At 68.2% G+C, this 15710-nt stretch carries 17 protein-coding genes and 3 pseudogenes; 9 read left to right on the top strand and 11 right to left on the bottom strand.

The features are described 5' to 3' along the window. Positions 1-433, bottom strand: a 433-nt coding sequence (locus ACJ73U_RS13265) for an isochorismatase family protein (protein ID WP_407777893.1), incomplete at its 3' end; no start/stop codon positions are given. Positions 434-668: 235 nt separating this feature from the next. Here ACJ73U_RS13265 and ACJ73U_RS13270 point away from each other — a divergent pair. Continuing rightward, on the top strand, positions 669-1025 hold the full coding sequence (locus ACJ73U_RS13270; RefSeq protein ID WP_407777894.1) for a hypothetical protein: 357 nt from the start codon (positions 669-671) through the stop codon (positions 1023-1025). A 5-nt stretch (positions 1026-1030) separates the two neighbouring features. Here ACJ73U_RS13270 and ACJ73U_RS13275 read toward each other — a convergent pair whose 3' ends face one another. Continuing rightward, the gene (locus ACJ73U_RS13275; protein WP_407777895.1) at positions 1031-1393 is read right to left on the bottom strand and encodes a hypothetical protein; all 363 of its coding nucleotides are present in this window, start codon (positions 1391-1393) and stop codon (positions 1031-1033) included. 82 nt (positions 1394-1475) lie between these two features. Here ACJ73U_RS13275 and ACJ73U_RS13280 point away from each other — a divergent pair, with 82 nt between their 5' ends. After that, positions 1476-1685: a hypothetical protein gene (locus tag ACJ73U_RS13280; RefSeq protein WP_407777896.1), complete on the top strand. Its 210-nt coding sequence runs from the start codon at positions 1476-1478 to the stop codon at positions 1683-1685. A 265-nt stretch (positions 1686-1950) separates the two neighbouring features. On the opposite strand, the gene ACJ73U_RS13285 is transcribed toward ACJ73U_RS13280, so the two are convergent. From ACJ73U_RS13285 to ACJ73U_RS13295, 3 genes are all read right to left on the bottom strand, one after another. Continuing rightward, the gene (locus tag ACJ73U_RS13285; protein ID WP_407777897.1) at positions 1951-2673 is read right to left on the bottom strand and encodes an ISAs1 family transposase; all 723 of its coding nucleotides are present in this window, start codon (positions 2671-2673) and stop codon (positions 1951-1953) included. Next, positions 2670-3203 (bottom strand): transposase family protein, encoded by a 534-nt coding sequence (locus ACJ73U_RS13290; RefSeq protein ID WP_407777898.1) that lies wholly within the window; start codon positions 3201-3203, stop codon positions 2670-2672. Before ACJ73U_RS13290 ends, ACJ73U_RS13285 begins: the two co-directional genes overlap by 4 nt. A 675-nt stretch (positions 3204-3878) precedes the next feature. Next, positions 3879-5081: an MFS transporter gene (locus ACJ73U_RS13295; protein WP_407777899.1), complete on the bottom strand. Its 1203-nt coding sequence runs from the start codon at positions 5079-5081 to the stop codon at positions 3879-3881. 173 nt (positions 5082-5254) lie between these two features. Here ACJ73U_RS13295 and ACJ73U_RS13300 point away from each other — a divergent pair, with 173 nt between their 5' ends. Both ACJ73U_RS13300 and ACJ73U_RS13305 read left to right on the top strand, forming a co-directional pair. After that, the gene (locus ACJ73U_RS13300; protein ID WP_407777900.1) at positions 5255-6688 is read left to right on the top strand and encodes an AlkA N-terminal domain-containing protein; all 1434 of its coding nucleotides are present in this window, start codon (positions 5255-5257) and stop codon (positions 6686-6688) included. A 62-nt stretch (positions 6689-6750) separates the two neighbouring features. Next, on the top strand, positions 6751-6918 hold the full coding sequence (locus tag ACJ73U_RS13305) for a hypothetical protein (RefSeq protein WP_407777901.1): 168 nt from the start codon (positions 6751-6753) through the stop codon (positions 6916-6918). A gap of 28 nt (positions 6919-6946) precedes the next feature. Here ACJ73U_RS13305 and ACJ73U_RS13310 read toward each other — a convergent pair. The 5 genes and pseudogenes from ACJ73U_RS13310 to ACJ73U_RS13330 form a co-directional block, all read right to left on the bottom strand. Further along, positions 6947-7583: pseudogene (locus ACJ73U_RS13310) on the bottom strand (enolase C-terminal domain-like protein); the annotation flags it as partial. A 413-nt stretch (positions 7584-7996) separates the two neighbouring features. Further along, a pseudogene (locus ACJ73U_RS13315) lies at positions 7997-8551 on the bottom strand (helix-turn-helix domain-containing protein); the annotation flags it as partial. 118 nt (positions 8552-8669) lie between these two features. Continuing rightward, positions 8670-9023 (bottom strand): DUF6188 family protein, encoded by a 354-nt coding sequence (locus ACJ73U_RS13320; protein WP_407777902.1) that lies wholly within the window; start codon positions 9021-9023, stop codon positions 8670-8672. A gap of 9 nt (positions 9024-9032) precedes the next feature. Further along, positions 9033-10358: a hypothetical protein gene (locus ACJ73U_RS13325; protein ID WP_407777903.1), complete on the bottom strand. Its 1326-nt coding sequence runs from the start codon at positions 10356-10358 to the stop codon at positions 9033-9035. Between the two features lie 3 nt (positions 10359-10361). Further along, positions 10362-10658 carry a WXG100 family type VII secretion target gene (locus ACJ73U_RS13330; protein ID WP_407777904.1) on the bottom strand — a complete coding sequence of 99 codons (297 nt, stop codon included), beginning with the start codon at positions 10656-10658 and terminating at the stop codon, positions 10362-10364. Positions 10659-10846: 188 nt separating this feature from the next. Here ACJ73U_RS13330 and ACJ73U_RS13335 point away from each other — a divergent pair, with 188 nt between their 5' ends. Together ACJ73U_RS13335 and ACJ73U_RS13340 are read left to right on the top strand one after the other, a co-directional pair. Beyond that, on the top strand, positions 10847-10933 hold the full coding sequence (locus tag ACJ73U_RS13335) for a putative leader peptide (protein ID WP_407777909.1): 87 nt from the start codon (positions 10847-10849) through the stop codon (positions 10931-10933). Between the two features lie 572 nt (positions 10934-11505). Next, the gene (locus ACJ73U_RS13340; protein WP_407777905.1) at positions 11506-11973 is read left to right on the top strand and encodes a DUF4396 domain-containing protein; all 468 of its coding nucleotides are present in this window, start codon (positions 11506-11508) and stop codon (positions 11971-11973) included. A 74-nt stretch (positions 11974-12047) separates the two neighbouring features. Here the strand turns inward: ACJ73U_RS13340 and ACJ73U_RS13345 are convergent, their stop codons facing one another. Next, positions 12048-12881: a response regulator transcription factor gene (locus tag ACJ73U_RS13345; protein ID WP_407777906.1), complete on the bottom strand. Its 834-nt coding sequence runs from the start codon at positions 12879-12881 to the stop codon at positions 12048-12050. Positions 12882-13184: 303 nt separating this feature from the next. Here ACJ73U_RS13345 and ACJ73U_RS13350 point away from each other — a divergent pair, with 303 nt between their 5' ends. The 3 genes and pseudogenes from ACJ73U_RS13350 to ACJ73U_RS13360 form a co-directional block, all read left to right on the top strand. Next, positions 13185-13817, top strand: a complete 633-nt coding sequence (locus tag ACJ73U_RS13350; RefSeq protein ID WP_407777907.1) for a hypothetical protein — start codon at positions 13185-13187, stop codon at positions 13815-13817. Positions 13818-13849: 32 nt separating this feature from the next. Then, positions 13850-15412 carry a hypothetical protein gene (locus ACJ73U_RS13355; RefSeq protein ID WP_407777908.1) on the top strand — a complete coding sequence of 521 codons (1563 nt, stop codon included), beginning with the start codon at positions 13850-13852 and terminating at the stop codon, positions 15410-15412. Positions 15413-15414: 2 nt separating this feature from the next. Beyond that, positions 15415-15576: pseudogene (locus ACJ73U_RS13360) on the top strand (IS110 family transposase); the annotation flags it as partial. Between the last annotated feature and the right edge of the window lie 134 nt (positions 15577-15710).

Genomic DNA, 15710 nt, shown 5'->3' on the forward strand with positions numbered 1-15710 from the left:
GATTGAAGGCTGCCCGCCAGCAGCCTGACCAGCAGGTTTGCGAGCGGACGACCGCCCGCCGCCGTCTCCGGAACGCCAGGCGCCGACTCTCCGACGCGACCCAGGCCTCGACCATCGACTCACGAGACGCCCCGATCAGTCTGGCCAGCAGGCCACCGAGGAAGAAGGCGCTGTAGCGCCACTTCGTGAACACCCCGTCCGCCGCGTTGGGCGCCTGTGGGCCGGGCACGTCCCGGTGGGCGGGTGTGGTGTCCATGCCGGCGCCCCAGAAGTCCGCCAGCAGGCCGCGTTCCCGCCGGTTCATGCCGCCGGGCTGCATCGTGTACGCCACCGGCATGCCCAGGGCACGGCACCGCTCCAGCACCGAGACCGTGTTCCGGACGAGCTGCCCGGTCATGACCACGGGAAAGGGCCGCAGGAAGAAGCGCTGCATGTCGTGTACCAGCAACGCTCCGCGGCCGGGCTCAATGGTCCAGGTGGCGACGTTCTTCGGCAGATCGGCCGGCGTCGGCAGCGAGCTTGGGACGGGACCGGTCTACGACCTCGCGGTCTCCCTGTGGAACGCGGCGGCGCCTCGGCGGCCCACGGTGCCACCGCACCAGCAGGAGCACCGCGAGCACGCCGGACCTGTAGCCGGTTTGTAGGCGCGGGTTCGTACCGTGCCGGCCATGAAACGGAAACGGAAGATCTCGATGCGCGAGGCCGCCGCGATCACCACCTTCACGACGATCTTCGCCGCCGCGCCGTTCTATCTCCTCATCGGCAGCTGGGCGATCCCCATCGGGTTCTTCGTCTCGGCCGTGCTGGTCGGGAAGCACTTCAAGTACGACGCTGGCGGGCTCGCCGCCGGCCTGTTGGGCGTCATCTCCATCATCTGGAACATCGGCAAGACGACGCACCTGCCGTTCTGGGCCGCGGCCCTGCTGTTACTCGGCGCGCTGATCGTGCTCCCCGTGCTGCTGTTCCTCGTGGGCGCGGCGAAGGAGCGCCTCTTCCCGAGCCGAGGTGAACACCTCGCGGGGTGAGCCGTTCACTCAGGACTGTCCAACCGGATGCTCGACACGAAGTCGCCGAAGCCCTCGGCCACGTCGTCGAACTCCTCCGGGGCGGCGGTCAGCGCGGCCTCGACCACCAGCCGCCGGCTGCTGTCCTCGGCGTCCACCAGTGCCAGGAACACCTGGTACTGCACGAGTTTCCGGACATCGACGGAGAATGTGACCAGCTGGCTCAGCCCGGGCACCGCCGCCGACTCGTGGACGGTGCGTCGGGCCAGTGTCACGTCCTTGCCCAACGTGACGAGCCGGCCAAGCGACTCGTCGGCGACATCGGTCAGGCTCTCCCGGTCCGGCGTCGTCCCGACCGTGATGTTCGCGGTCGGGGCGGCGGAGTACACGGCGACGAACGCGGCCCGCGGCGCGCCGGCCTCGCGCGGGTCAACGGATCGCCACCCCTCGGGCAGCGTGAAATTGCGCGGGATGGTCGAGGACTACCTGCGCGACCACCCCAACGAGGAGTTCGGTCCCACCGCGATCGCGAACGCTCTGAACGGGAAGTCGTCAGGCGCGGTGAGCAACGCGCTGGACAAGCTGGTTGAGGACGGTACCGCCGTGAAGACCAAGGACAAGCCGAGGCGTTTCGCACTCGCTCCGGCGGCGCGGACTGCACCGCCCGCGCCGAAAAACTGAAATTGGACAACGTGGCGAATGTGGTTGTGTCGAGACAGCTATCCCGCCGAGGCACTGCCACATTCTCCACTACCGGTCCCTGTTCCAGGACGGTTTTTATGTCCTGAAGGCGAGATATGCGTCGTCGTACCTACTGGACCACCGAACTCATCGCCGCCGGGGTCGACGTCCGCACCGTCGCCGGCGGACTCGGCCGCGCCGAAGCGGGCACCACACTTGCCACTACACCGCCTGACTCCATGAAGCCAATCACCGCGCCAGCGATCTACTCATCACCCAGGGCTGAGGCAAAGTCCGGTGTCAGCTGGTCAGGATGAGTGTGATGGCTCGTTTTGGTTTGCGTGCGTTGTGGCGTAGTGCTTTGGCGATGTTGGTGTGTCCGGCGAGGCGGGGCAGGCTGATTGCGAGGTTGCGGAGTCCGGCCATGATGCGGGGGCCTGCGCCGGTGGTGATCCTGGAGGCGTCTTCGCCCATGGTGATGTCGCCAGTGGAGTTTGTTCTCCACGTGCCAGTGGCCTCGGATGTAGCGGGCCAGCTCGGCGGGTGGGGCTTGTTGGGCGGTCAGTGAGGTGATCGCGTAGACGGTCTCGCGTGTGGCGCTGACCTTGCGCTTGCTTTTGGGTTTGCGGGTGCGGGTGATCTGGACGGCTTGGGCGGCGTGCGGGAACCCGATCCCGGTGGCGATGGTGATGACCTTGTAGGTGCGGGTGGCCCTGCGGCCGTGGCTGGTGTCGGTCTCGCGGTGTCCGACCGGGACGTCGGTCCACGGCTGGCTCGCCAACTGTCGGCGCAGACTCTGTTGATTCCCCTTGATGGTGAGGACGTAGTGCGCGCCCCGGCGGTGGAGGTAGGTGGCGTGCTCATGCTGAGCGTGGAGCGCATCGGCGGTGACGATCACCTCGGCGAGATCGTCGATGGTGTCCAGAAGAGTGGAGAACATCGGTATTTCGTTGGTCTTCTCACCGATCTCGACTTGGCCGAGCGTCACTCCCGCGTCATGGTCCAACAGGCCATCAGCATCCGTGTCCGACCGTCTCCGATCCGCGAGCCTCTCAGCGTCTTACCGTCGACCGCGATCGCGCGACGCCGCGCCCGCTCACCAGCCTTGACGCTGGCTGTCTTGGTTCTGGCCGCGGCCAGGCGGCTGGCGAGGAAACCACCGATCGCGGTGTCGAACCCGTCGCCGGTGAATGCTGAGAGCGCCCGCCGGATCGTGGACGCATTCGGTGCGCCGATCCCCATCCCAGCCGGGGTGTCCTCGACCGCGTCAGCGGCCCATTCGGCGATCGCGGCGAACGAACGCGCACTCGAGACCACCGCGCACACCGACACGAACAGGATCACCGCGAACCCGTGCCGCACACCCCGTTTCTTGCGTGGGTCCGGCACCGACTCCAACACCTCCAGCAAACCGCCCCCCGCCAGCGACACCACCTCACCCAGCGGGGCCAACTGGCGCGACAGAGCAGCGACGGGAAACGATGACACAGCAGGCACGGCAAGCGCTCCGAAGGTCACGATGGCGTAAGAACCTTCACGATCAACGGTGCCGCCGTGCCTGCTCCGAACCCACCCCATCCTCGGTGTGTCACAACCCCAAATCAGCAGGTCACACCACAGGTATCCGACCTTGCCTCAGCCCTGTACGCACCCGACGCCACCCGCAGCGCGCGCCGGAAGGTGTCCGGCCCCACAGGCGGCGCGACAGCCACGTTCAGCGCCGCCACCGATGCCGGAAGTCGTTCCGATGGCCACAACGGCGCGGCCGGATGCGTCGGATCGTCGCTGAACTCACCCCGGATCTCCGCGCCGTACCACCACAGCAGTTCCCGCCCTTCAGCGAATAGGTACGCCTCGCGCTCACGCGGCCCCGAACCGCGGGCGCCCTTGCCCTGAACAACGAACCGACCCCATTGCCCCAGATCCCAATGCACGTCGCCGATGCGAACCCGCGAGTTGCAACAGGGACATTAACCGAACAATTTCGGACAACGACGAAGCCGATCAAAACGTGCGCCTTATCGCGTCCGAGGCAACCTAATCGGGGCGGTGCCACAGGGGCGATCCGGTTGACCCTATCAACACCACCTATGAAACACCGTCATAACGCGAAGGCCGTCTTGCGCTCCCGACAATCGCGGACGGGTCGGCACCGACCGGACCAGGTCGAGCGGGTATCCGCCGGCGGTTGGGTCAGCCGGGTTGCCCCGGCCGGCTCAGCGACAGCACGGCCACGGTCATCAGGACCGCCGTGACCGCCCCGCACAGCATGACGGTCGACGACGACGAGGCGTCCACGACGACGCCGCCGAGCAGCGCGCCGACCGAGAACGTCGCCTGGAACGACGCAGTGAACAGCACCGACGCCGCCTCCGTGCCCTGCGGGAACGACTTGCGGAACCACGTCTGCGAACAGACCGGTACCCCGCCGTAGGCCGCTCCCCACACGACCAGCAGGACGATCGCGCCGACGTCCCACTTGCCGAGCACCGGCAGCAGTGCCGTGGCGACCGCGATCATGCTGGCGCTGACGATGACCGTGCGCCGGACGTTGTGGGCCGCCATGGTGCCCGCGACGAAGTTGCCGACGATGCCGGCGACGCCGTAGACGAACAGCAGGACGGTGATCAGGTTCGGCCCGGCCCCGGCGACGTCCTCGAGGAACGGCCGCACGTACGTGAAGGCCCCGAAGTGCGCCAGCACGAGCAGGAACGTGGCCACCAGGCCGACCCGGACCATCCGGTTGCGGAACATGTCGCCGAGCACGTTCAACCTGGTCGCCTCGACCGCCGGCAACGCCGGGACGAACGCGACCAGCATGACGAGCACTCCGATGGTGAGCACGCCCATCGCGGCGAAGGCCGCCGGCCAGCCCAGCTGGTCACCGATGAACGTGCCGACTGGTACACCCAGCACCGAACTGAGCGGCACGGCCGAGAAGATCACCGACGTCGCGCGGGCCACCCGCGCCGGGGGCACCAGCCGGGACGACAGGCCGGACCCGATCGACCAGAACGCGCCGATCACGAACCCGACGAGGATCCGCGAGATCACCATCAGCCAGTAGTACGGCGCGACCGCGGCCAGGAAGTTGGCACCCGCCAACACGATCATCAGCACGCACAACATCAGCCGGCGGTCCAGCGTGCGGGTCGCCACGGTGAGCGTCGGCGCGGAGATGGCCGCCAGGAATCCGGGCACGGTCATCATCAGCCCGGCGGTGCCATCGGAGATGTGGTACGTCGCCCCGATCGACGTGAGCAGCCCGATCGGCAGGTTGCCGCTGGTACCGATGGCGAAGATCCCCAACGTCACCGAGGTCACGGCAAGCCAACTGACCAGCGGTGACCGCGTCGGTATCGCCGTGCCGCCAAGGGAAGTGGTCGTTGCGGACATGGCTCCCGTCCTGTCGCGGATGGTCTGGAACCAGCCCCGGAACGAGGCCTGGTACGTCCAGTCCAGCAGCCCCCGCCAACCGGGTCTGGCGAGATTGCGACGCCACCTCCACCCGCCAGGACGATGTCGTTTTCTCTCTAGTCCGCGGCCCTCGCACGCGCGACACTGGAGACATGCACGAGGACCTGGAGCGCTGTCTCAGGGCGGTACGGGCGAAGGACGCCCGGTTCGACGGCTGGTTCTTCGCGGCCGTCATCACCACCGGGAACTACTGCCGGCCGAGCTGCCCGGCCATGTTGGCCAAGGTGGAGAACATGCGCTTCTACCCCAGCGCGGCCGCCGCCCAACGGGCCGGGTTTCGCGCGTGCAAGCGCTGCCGCCCGGACGCCAGCCCCGGTTCGCCGCAGTGGAACGAGCGGGCCGACCTGGTGGCCCGCGCGATGCGGTTGATCGCCGACGGCGTGGTCGACCGGCACGGCGTGCCCGGCCTGGCCGCCCAGCTGGGCTACAGCGTCCGGCAGATCCAGCGGCAGCTGCTCGCCGAACTCGGCGCGGGCCCGCTGGCGCTGGCCCGGGCGCAGCGGGCGCAGACCGCGCGGCTGCTCATCGAGACCAGCTCGGTGCCCATGGCGGACATCGCGTTCGCGGCCGGCTTCGCGAGCGTCCGCACCTTCAACGACACCGTGCGCGAGGTGTTCGGGTTCACCCCGACCGAACTGCGCAACCGGGTGGAGGCGGAACCCAGTCCCGCGACCGGTTCCCTGCTCGTGCGCCTGCCATTCCGGGCTCCACTGTGTGTGGACGGCCTGTTCGGCCAACTGGCCCGGCACGCGATCCCGGGTGTCGAGGAGTACCGGGACGGGGCGTACGCGCGGACCCTGCGGCTGCCCTACGGCCATGGTGTGGCCACGCTCCGCCCGGCGGACGGCCACATCGAGTGCCGGCTCGACCTCACCGACCTGCGTGACCTCGCCACCGCGATCGCCCGCTGCCGGTGGCTGCTCGACCTGGACGCGGACCCGATCGCGATCGACGACCAACTGCGTGCCGACCCGGTGCTGGCGTCCCAGGTGGACCGGGCGACGGGCGGCCGGGTCCCGCGTACGGTCGACCCGGCCGAGTTCGCCATCCGCGCGGTGCTCGGCCAGGGCGCCACGCCGGAGACCGCCCGGCAGCGCGCGGCCCGGTTCGTCGCCGCGCACGGCGTGGAGCTCGCCAATCCGGCCGGCCGGCTCACCAGGCTGTTCCCCGATCCGCCCACTGTGGCCGGGATGGACCCGGCGGAGCTGGCCGTGCCCAAGGACGTGCGCGGTCCGCTGGCCCGGCTGGCGGCGGCGCTGGCCAGTGGCGAGGTGGACGTGAGCCCGGGCAGCGACTGGGGCCGGACCCGGGGCCAGCTGGCCGCGTTGCCGGGCGTCGAGGCGGCGACCGTGGAGACAATCGCGATGCGGGCGCTCGGTGACCCGGACGCGTTCGTGCCGACCCGGTACGGCGTCCAGCTGACCTCGACCCGGTTGGGGCTCACGTCGTCACCGGAGGCACTGACCGCGTACGCCTACGGCTGGCGGCCGTGGCGGGCGTACGCGACCCAGTACCTCCAGGGTTAGCCGGTGACCAGTTCAGCGGCGGAGTCGAGTTCGCCCGCTGGCTGCCGGCCACCGCCGAGGTCGTGTCGGTGCTTGCGTCCCGCCCCGAACTGACGCGGCACGGCCGCGAATTCGTCGCGCGGATGTCGGCGACCCTCGCCGAGTGGTCGGCGGACTCGGTCTGCCCCACCGCCCGCAGGGAGGCCGACCGCCTGCGGCTGGACCACCGCACCCGCTGGTTGGTCACCTGAGGTACCGGGGCAGCGCGTGCCCTCGGGCTCACCACTCGGCGAGGCTGCCGTCGTCTCGTCGTGGCGCCACACCGGGTTGCGCCAGCGGTGGCCGGTCTCCGCCGCTCGGCGCACCGCCCGCTCGTCGATCTCGATGCCAAGGCCGGGTCCGTGCGGCCGGGTGGCGTGGCCGTCGACGAAGTCGAACACGCTCGGGTCGACGAGGTAGTCGAGCAGGTCGCCTGCCTGGTGGTAGTGCATCCGCAGGCTCTGCTCCTGGATGAGGAAGTTCGGCACCGCGAAACCCAGCTGGAGAGCCGCCGCGAGCGCGATCGGCCCAAGTGGACAGTGCGGCGCGAGCGAGGCGCCGTGCACCTCCGCGAGCGCCGCGATCGCCGCACCTCCGAGATCCCGCCCGCGTGCGACGGATTCGGCTGCGCGACGGCGATCCCCGCGGCGAGTTGCGCGTGGAAGTCCCACCGCGAGTACAGCCGCTCCCCCGTGGCCAGCGGAATGGCCCCGACCAGGCCGCCGACCAGGTGAAGGTGTTCGGGCAGCACCGGCTCCTCGACGAACATCGGCGCGACGTCGGCAAGCATGGCGAGCAGTCGGCGAGCCATGGCCGGTGACACCCGGCCGTGGAAGTCGATCGCGAGGTCGCGCTCGTCGCCGAGCACCGCGCGGGCGCCGGGATGCCCGGTTCATCATCTGCCACAACCCCGAACAGGCCGAACGCGACCGCACTCAGCGGGAGTAGGCCATCGCCCGCATCGAAGCCGAACTCGAACGCATTGCCGCGCAACGAGAACGAGACCGAAAACGCGCCAAGACGGGCAGCGACAAGGCCAAGCAGAAGGCCGAGGCCGCGCATGTCCGTGCCGAGTGCGCCCTGCGCGACCACCCCACGCTCAAACGGTGGATCCGCCAGCAACGCAACGGTCGTCTGGCCATCGACCGCGCCAAGATCAAGCAAGAAGAACGGTTGGACGGCAAGTACCTGCTGGCCACCTCCGACCCCGACATCACCGCCGAGGACACCGCCCTGGGCTACAAGAACCTACTCGAGGCCGAACGCGGTGGTGTGGGGTCGATGGTAGTTGTAGGTGTAGCGAGCCCGGCCACCACGTTTGCGGCCGCGGACCGACTGTTTGGCCTGGTGGCTGCCACGGCCGTGGACCCGCCAGCCGCCACCGTCGGGGATGACACCGACCTTCTTCACATCCAGATGGACCATGTGCCCGGGCCACCGAGCGGTGATGCGGCGAGGTTAGCGGTTGGTCTCGCCGGTCGGGTCGAGGAACCGGCGCCGGTTCAGCCCGAGGTGGACCAGATGGCGGCTGACGGTGCGGACCGAGCCCGTGACGCCTACGCCGGCCAGCTCGAGAGCGATCCGCCGGGCAGACCACTTGTGCTCCCGGCGCATCGCCTCGATCCGCACGACGACCCGCGCCGGCGTGGCTGTGGGCTGGTGGTGCGGGACGCTGGGCCGGTCCAGCAGACCAGCGTCGCCGTACTTGCGGTGACGGTTGACCCACTTGCTGGCGCACTGCCGAGAGATCCCCATCTCAGCGGCGACATGCGCGATCGGACGGGACTTGCAACGCTCGACCAGACGGCGGCGGCCTTCCACGGACAACGGGGCATTAGGGTGGAGCTTCGGACGGGTCTTTCTGCTCGGCGGATAGTTGGTCGCACTTCCATCCTGCCGCCGAAAGACCCGTCCCCTCGTCTCAGCCCCTACCCGGCGTCACCAACCTCATGACCCGCAACAACTAGTCGCCGGACCAGACGGCGAGCTCACCCTCGGCCATCGACACCACGCGCTTGCCGTCCGGCGCGACGAACGTCCAGGCCTCGAAATCCGGGTCGGGCTCCACCCGCAACACCGCGCCCGATTCGAAAACGACTTCGAGCCGGCCGGAATCGGTGGCGGACGCGGAGCTGATCCGCTGTTCCACCAACGACGGCGGTTCCGATTCTCCAGGAGCGACGGAAATTGTCGCTCCTGTCGTCTGAACGGTATAGGGCGTCTCGATTTGCAGCTCGCTGCCCCGGTCGGTGCGTAGGGTCAGGTTGAACTCGGCTTCCTGCGCCGTGACCTGCTGACCGTCGAGTTCGAGGTCCATAGTGGAACCCTACCATCCCTTCGGCAGCGGATAAGTTCCGTCGGGGTTCAACGGAATGTGCGTCTCCGAGTTCGGACCCGTTTTTCCCGCGAGGTTGATCGGCTGCCCTTGGTCGTTGTAGAAACGAACGTAACCGTCGGGGTATCTCGGCGTCGGTTCCATGACGCGCACCTGGTCGGCGTTTCCGGTGGCGCCCGGTCGTTGGTAGACCGTGCCCTTCCCGTTGTCGGCCGTTCGCGAGGTCCAGCCGTCCTTGACCCCCGCCGGCTGCTCGGCGTCCGGCACGTCCTTGCCCTCAGGCGCCTGCTCCTCCGCCGAGGTGAGCTCCTCGTCGACCGTCTCGTCGACGTCCGCGGCCTCCGCTTCGGCCGCCTCGATGTCCGGCACGGCCTCCGCGGTCGCCTCGAGGTCGATGGCGACGTCCTCGGCGATGGCCGTGCCGACCTCGGTGGCGACCGTCGCCTCGAACTCCTCGACCAGCGGACCCGCGATGGCGGCGACCTCGGCCGCGTCCGCGGCGCCCGCCGCCGCATCTGAGCCGCCGAGGGTGAACGGCGTCAGCAGGATGCCCACGACCGTGGTCAACGCGACCGCGATGCCCGCCTCCGCGAGCGCCGTCTTCAGGTTGTCCCGCGCGTCGTCGATGGCCTTGGCGTAGGCGTCGCACGCCTTCGCGATGTCGTCGCACGCGTCGTGCAAGCCGGTCAGCACCGCCTTGCGGTCCCCGGGCTTCGCCAGCGAGTCCCAGAACTCGCCCATCGCGGCGATGTCGTCGGCATCGTTGTAGTCGGTGATGCCGGTCACGGCACCTTGCAGCGCCGTGGTGACGTCGTCGACGCCGTCGCGCGCGGTCCGCCACGCCTTGGCGGCATCACGCAGCTTGTCCGGGTCGCCGTTGGGCCAGTACTTCGCCAGCCAGTCCGGGACGCTCGAGTGCCCCTCGCCCTCGGCCGGGTCCGGCCCGGTGACGTAGATGTCGTCGGCGACCATCGGCGGCGGGAACTTGTCGCCCGCGGGCTTCTTGCCCGCCGTCGAGTGCTCCTCGGCCTTGACGTAGTTGTTCGCCGTCTGCACCAGGCCCTTGGCGGTCCCGCCGAGCACCCGGATCGCCGAGCCGAACGCCTTCCACACGGCTTTGGCCGCGGGGTCGTACTTCGCGGCGAACTTCTGGGCGCCACCGTCGTTGCCCGCCATGCCGGGGCTCAACGCCATGGCCAGGTTCGACCAGACGTTGCCCAACTGGTCCTGCTGCTTGGCGAAGGTGCCCGCGGCGGAGTTCACCTCGTCCGGCGTGACGTCGACCTTGCCGGTGTTCTCGGGTGGTGGTGGAGCCATCGGTCACCTCACCGGCCAGATGCTCTTGTTGGTGGCGACCGCGTTGCCGTAGTTGGACTCGGCGGTGTGCACGATGCCCGCGATCCGCTCGAGCGCGTCGGCGAGGTCCTTGGCCGCGGCGCGCCATTCCCGCATCCGCGCCTGGTAGGCCGTGGCAGCGTCCCCAGTCCACGACCCGGTCAGCGGGGTCAGGTAGCCGTCGAGGTCGTCGAGCTTGCCGCGCACCTTCGTCACGCATGAGCGGATGTCGCGTTCGGCGTCCTGGAGCGCGGCGAACGTGACGACCATCTTCTCGACCATGCGCACCTCCCTTGCCAATGCGACGCACGAACCGCCAGGATAGTTCTGGGCGGCGCCAATTGTTCGCCTACGAAAACACCAGACGTTCCGGACCTTCCGGATTTCTCGCCCTCGTCAACCGTTTCCGCCGCTGTCCCAGCATCCGGATGACGTTGGGTCACCAGGTGGACCCGTGGCACGCTGACGTCATGTACGCGGCCGAGGTGCTGCTGGTGGAACGCCACCATATCGACCTCCGTCGCGTCTCCAGCGCGATCTGCCGTCGCCCGCGATAGTCCCTGCCGCCGCGAAAGCCCTGCAGCAGTTCTGCAGCCGCCGGCGCCCGGGCGCGCCGCGGCGGTCCTCTCTCGGACGTTCGGTGCGCGTGGGCGCCCCGCTCCCACCGAGAGGACCGTCATGGCCAGCACGCGGACTTCCCAGCGCCGAGGGGATCCGAAGCCAAGCTCAAGGCCAGCTTTTTGGCTTTCTGGCGATCCCTTTCCTGCCCCGGAGCGCAGCGAATCGGAAATCGGCGAGAACGGTGAGGTTCTCACAGGAGAGGCGCAGCGCAATCGGCGAGCTCGGCGTCCTTCTCACGTGGATTCCGTTCGAGCCGCGCGACGGCCTTCATCAGTTCGGGATAGGTGCTGAACACCACGTCCATAAGCGATGCAGGAATGGCGGCCTCCCCCGGCAGGCGGACCGCTCAACGGTAGCCGTTGGCCCGGGTTTCTGTCGTGGGCCAAGCGGACGATCACAACCATGAACCAGCAGTTCCGCACAGCGCATCGCGGGTCGTCTCAGCCGAGAAGAGCACCATTGCGGTTCCATGTGGTAAGCTATACCCCATAGGGGTATCATCGGTGGCATGAGCGAGCACCTGCACGACGCCTCCTGGCGGACCGCGATCACGGCGACTCTGCACTGCCTCGCCGGCTGCGCCATCGGCGAGGTGCTCGGCATGGTCATCGGCACGGCGTTCGGCTGGGGCAACGCGGCCACGGTCGTGTTGTCGATCGCGCTGGCGTTCCTGTTCGGCTACTCGCTGACCATGCGGCCGGTGCTGCGCGCGGGCGTGGCTCTCGGCGCGGCCATCCCGATCGCGTTCGCCGCCGACACCGTGTCGATCGCGGTCATGGAGGTCATCGACAACGCGTTCGTGCTGATCATCCCCGGCGCGATGAACGCGGGCCTGAGCTCGGCGCTGTTCTGGGGCAGCCTCGTCACGTCGCTGGCGCTGGCTTTCGTGGTGACCGTGCCGGTGAACCGCTGGATGATCGGCCGTGACAAGGGCCACGCCGTCGTGCACGGCTTCCACCAGCACACTGACCTGTGACCCTTTATTGCCAGGACTGGCTGGGGTTAGAGTCCGCCCGTTGCCCCCTCGCCACGCGTTACATAACGCCTGCTTCAGGCGGTCATATCCGTTCGCGCCTGCAGCTGAAGGTAACGCTGAGCCGCTGTGACCCGGTTGTGCGCGCCGAGGGCCTGAAAGGCTCCCTCGAGGTGTTTCTTGACCGTTCCGGCGCTGATGTGTAGTTCGGTCGCGATCTGCTTGTTCGCCAGGCCGAGGGTGAGTAGTTCAATCACCTCTCGTTGGCGTGGCGTCAACCGCGGGTGAGCGACTCCTTGGTCGGCAGGCTTCGCGTGGGCGACCCTGCGTGGGCTTAGCACGGTGAGGGGGCGGTCCAATGGCGCTGTTATCGACGTTCCACGTGCGGGTTCGTCAAGCGCGCGGACGATCGTGGCTAGTCGAGTCCGCAGGAGTTCGGCAGTCTCGCGGTCGTCGTCGGTAAAGTCGAGACTGGTTCGGCCGACGAAGATGGATCTTATGTGTTTGCGCGTCCACGCCAGTGGTATCGCGAGTCCGTACCTGGTGCGCACCACTCCGTAGAGGCCGTGGTACAGCGGGTTGCGATCCAGTGTCTTGGCGGTGGTGTGGTCGGACCACCTACGTACAGTGATGTCACCGGTGCGCCGGGCGTGGCGCATCCACGGGTCATCGCCCTGGTGCCGCAGCAGGCATTCGTACATGTCGTGTGAGACGGACTCCCCGATAGACACCAGGACGTGCCCTGGATGTCGTTCCCGCGGCAGGAACTCGCAGTACGCCGCGCTGTCTCCCGGAATCAGTTCGAGCAGCGTCGGGATTACCGCGTTTGCGAAAGCGGTGCGATCTCGCGCGGTCGCAGCCACAGCCAGAACGTCGAGACTTCTCACCAGCCTGTCGCGGGACGACCCCATGTCTGCAGCTCCTGACCACGCCGGTTCCTGCCACCGTGACCTGTTCGCCATGCGTCCACGCCGTCGGCGCCGGGTGACACTGCCGCCCAAAGGGTGGCCAAAAAGCGTATGTCCCGCAATGGCGTTCCCCTGGAAGGGTTAACCAACCACCGCGAGTTCGAGGCCAGGAGGACGTGAATGGGAAATCCGGACGGAAACCGTATTCGGGATGACACCTTCCGACCAAGGCTTGCGGAGGCACTGGGCGAAAGCGGCCGGCGCGCACTCGCGCTGATCGTGGGAATTCCGCTGCTGGTGGTACTGGTGGTCGCCGTCGTTGCCATGGTGTCGTCGACGCGGTCGAACGTCCGCACGACGATGGTCAAGCATGGGGCGAGTCCGGTGTCGAGTGCGGTCCCGACCTCGTCGCCGCCCGCGAGCAACGGCGCCGAGTCGGACACCACCTCCACCACGGCGGTGTCCAGCGGGCCGCGGGACCGCGCGGGGCAGGCCGCCGCCATCAACGAGGTGCTGCAGCAAACACATCTAAGCCGCCAGCAGGTCCACGACGCTGCCGACGACGTCCTGCACTGTGGATCCGGCCACGGACTGGACGCTGACGCGCGAACGCTCGGCGACGCGGCGGAAACCCGGGAACAGCTGGCCGACCAGGTACAGGCCCTGCCGGCGGACGCACTCGACGACGGCCAACACCTGCTCGACCTGCTCACTGCCGCACTGCGGAACTCGGCGCAGGCCGACCGCGAACTGGCGGCCTGGGCCCAAAACCTCGAAGACACCGGCTGCGAACCCGACGCCGCCACTGACAACCCGCACTACCACACCAGCACAGCGCTCAGCGAGCAAGCCACCGCGGACAAGCAGTCACTGCTCGCGGTCTGGAACCCCCTGGCCGACGAGCAGAACCTGCCGACATGGCAACCGGCTGACATCTGAATCCGGCCCCGAACCCTGCAGGAGAGCGCGCCATGCCCGGACCTACCCACGCCGCGACCGACCCGCCGCAGTCCCAGCGACGACAGGAGGACACCGCGCCCCAGCGCAGCAACGTCACCCGGCTGCTGTGCGCTGGAGTGCACCTGGACCCCCGGTTCCGCCGAGCCGTGCTGGACGAGCTCATCGACAACGACCACCGCTTCGTCGCGCCCAGCTACGGCTACGACGTGGTCACCGTGCTCGAGCACGCCGTTCTGGCCAGACGGCGGCACCACCTACGTTCACTGGCGCTGCTCGCCGGCCTCGTCCCGCTGGTGTGCACCGCGATCACCAGCGCCTTGCTCTCGCTGACCTTCCTCCTCCTGACGCTGTGGTGGGCGTGGCTCGTAGTGTTCCTCGACGAACTGGTGCGGCGGTACACCTTGCTCTACGAGCTCAAGCGGCACACCTTCACCGGCCACGTCCCCAAACATCCGCTGGAGCGCGACCGAGCGGAAAAGATCCGCCACGACCAGTCCGAGCCAGTGCTGTACTACAGCGGGTTCGTCCCGTTCGTGGGAGCAGGGAAACTGGAGCGGAGCTGGTCGTTCTCCACCATCCTGAAGTCCGCCACCGGCGACACACCGCCGGACCTCAAGGCCGGCGAACTGTACGAGAAACTGGCCGTCCAGCTGAAGGAGACGCTCGAGGACCGCCCGACCGAGGATGAGGAGACGATTCACAACCTGCGCGTGGTACCCCAGCGGTACAGCACGGCACTGCGCACGGACAGACCCACCAGCACACCCACCGAGACGGGCAGCCCGCCCACGCCCCCGGCGAGCCAATACGACGCCCCACGCCAGTACATCCTGATCGCGGTTGAGTCCTGGGAGCACGAACTCGTCACGTCGATCTTCATCGGCGTCGACATCAAGAACTCCACACTGCACACCGAACTGCACAGCTACCAGCTCCTGCCGATCAAGGCGTCCTTCCACGAGGTGGACAGGTTACCGACGACGCTCTCGATTGCACACCTGGTGGACATCGCCGTACGCAGCCCGTTCGACGCGATGTCGCGCCTCTTCCGCGCGACCGCGGACCTGGTACGCCCGCTGCTGGGTCGCGGTGAGGACACGTCCGCGGGCCGGTCGAAGCGACGCGGACTCGCGGCCGGCGCCGGCCTCACGAGCCTGATCACCGTGATGCTGACGGTGGCGAACGTGCCTGCCTTGCAGGCCTCGGCCACCGCCATCGCAACACTGAGCGTCGGGACGATCGCCGCGGTCGCCCGCTGGGTCACCGCCTTCCGAAAGAGGAACAGATACCCGGTTCAGGAGGACACCAGGTCCGGCATCAGCGGCGAAAGCGGCAAGATCACCGACTGGGGGGCCCGGATCAGCATCCGCGACCTCGCCGCGAGCGACCAGACCCACCACTTCTTCCAGGACGTCGACCAGGACAAGTACACAAAACTGATCGAGCGACGCGTGATGGACACCATCATCACCCTGCTGAAGACCCACAAGCTCGACGTCCGCGAGTACCGCACCCGCCAGACCGCCATCCTGAACCTTGAGATCACAAAGTCAGGCCTCGGAAGACCGACGTGATCGCCCGCTACCGCGACCGAGGCAGCGTCGCCCGCGCCAGGTCCGGTGCCGCCGACGCCCGTGTGCTGGCCAACATCCTGCGCACCGACATTCACACCCACCGCTCACTGCCCGACGACAGCGAACTCGCCCAGACCGTGGGTCTATCCCATGATCGGCTCTGGCGCACTTTCGGTGGTGTGTTATCCGAGGAGGATGCGGTGGCACAGGAGGGCAAGGCCGGCTCGTCCGTACATCTGCCTCTTGAGCAGCTTGGTCTTGGTGTTCACGCCCTCGGTGCGTCCGTTGTGATGATTGA

Source organism: Actinophytocola sp., from assembly GCF_045807065.1.
Taxonomy (GTDB): domain Bacteria; phylum Actinomycetota; class Actinomycetes; order Mycobacteriales; family Pseudonocardiaceae; genus Actinophytocola.

Excerpts from the sequence above, each read along its gene's own strand:
- ACJ73U_RS13270 (WP_407777894.1), top strand. The coding sequence starts at position 669 with ATGAAACGGAAACGGAAGATCTCGATGCGCGAGGCCGCCGCGATCACC.
- ACJ73U_RS13280 (WP_407777896.1), top strand. The coding sequence starts at position 1,476 with ATGGTCGAGGACTACCTGCGCGACCACCCCAACGAGGAGTTCGGTCCC.
- ACJ73U_RS13295 (WP_407777899.1), bottom strand. The coding sequence starts at position 5,081 with ATGTCCGCAACGACCACTTCCCTTGGCGGCACGGCGATACCGACGCGG.
- ACJ73U_RS13300 (WP_407777900.1), top strand. The coding sequence starts at position 5,255 with ATGCACGAGGACCTGGAGCGCTGTCTCAGGGCGGTACGGGCGAAGGAC.
- ACJ73U_RS13320 (WP_407777902.1), bottom strand. The coding sequence starts at position 9,023 with ATGGACCTCGAACTCGACGGTCAGCAGGTCACGGCGCAGGAAGCCGAG.
- ACJ73U_RS13325 (WP_407777903.1), bottom strand. The coding sequence starts at position 10,358 with ATGGCTCCACCACCACCCGAGAACACCGGCAAGGTCGACGTCACGCCG.
- ACJ73U_RS13330 (WP_407777904.1), bottom strand. The coding sequence starts at position 10,658 with ATGGTCGAGAAGATGGTCGTCACGTTCGCCGCGCTCCAGGACGCCGAA.
- ACJ73U_RS13335 (WP_407777909.1), top strand. The coding sequence starts at position 10,847 with ATGTACGCGGCCGAGGTGCTGCTGGTGGAACGCCACCATATCGACCTC.
- ACJ73U_RS13340 (WP_407777905.1), top strand. The coding sequence starts at position 11,506 with ATGAGCGAGCACCTGCACGACGCCTCCTGGCGGACCGCGATCACGGCG.
- ACJ73U_RS13345 (WP_407777906.1), bottom strand. The coding sequence starts at position 12,881 with ATGGGGTCGTCCCGCGACAGGCTGGTGAGAAGTCTCGACGTTCTGGCT.
- ACJ73U_RS13355 (WP_407777908.1), top strand. The coding sequence starts at position 13,850 with ATGCCCGGACCTACCCACGCCGCGACCGACCCGCCGCAGTCCCAGCGA.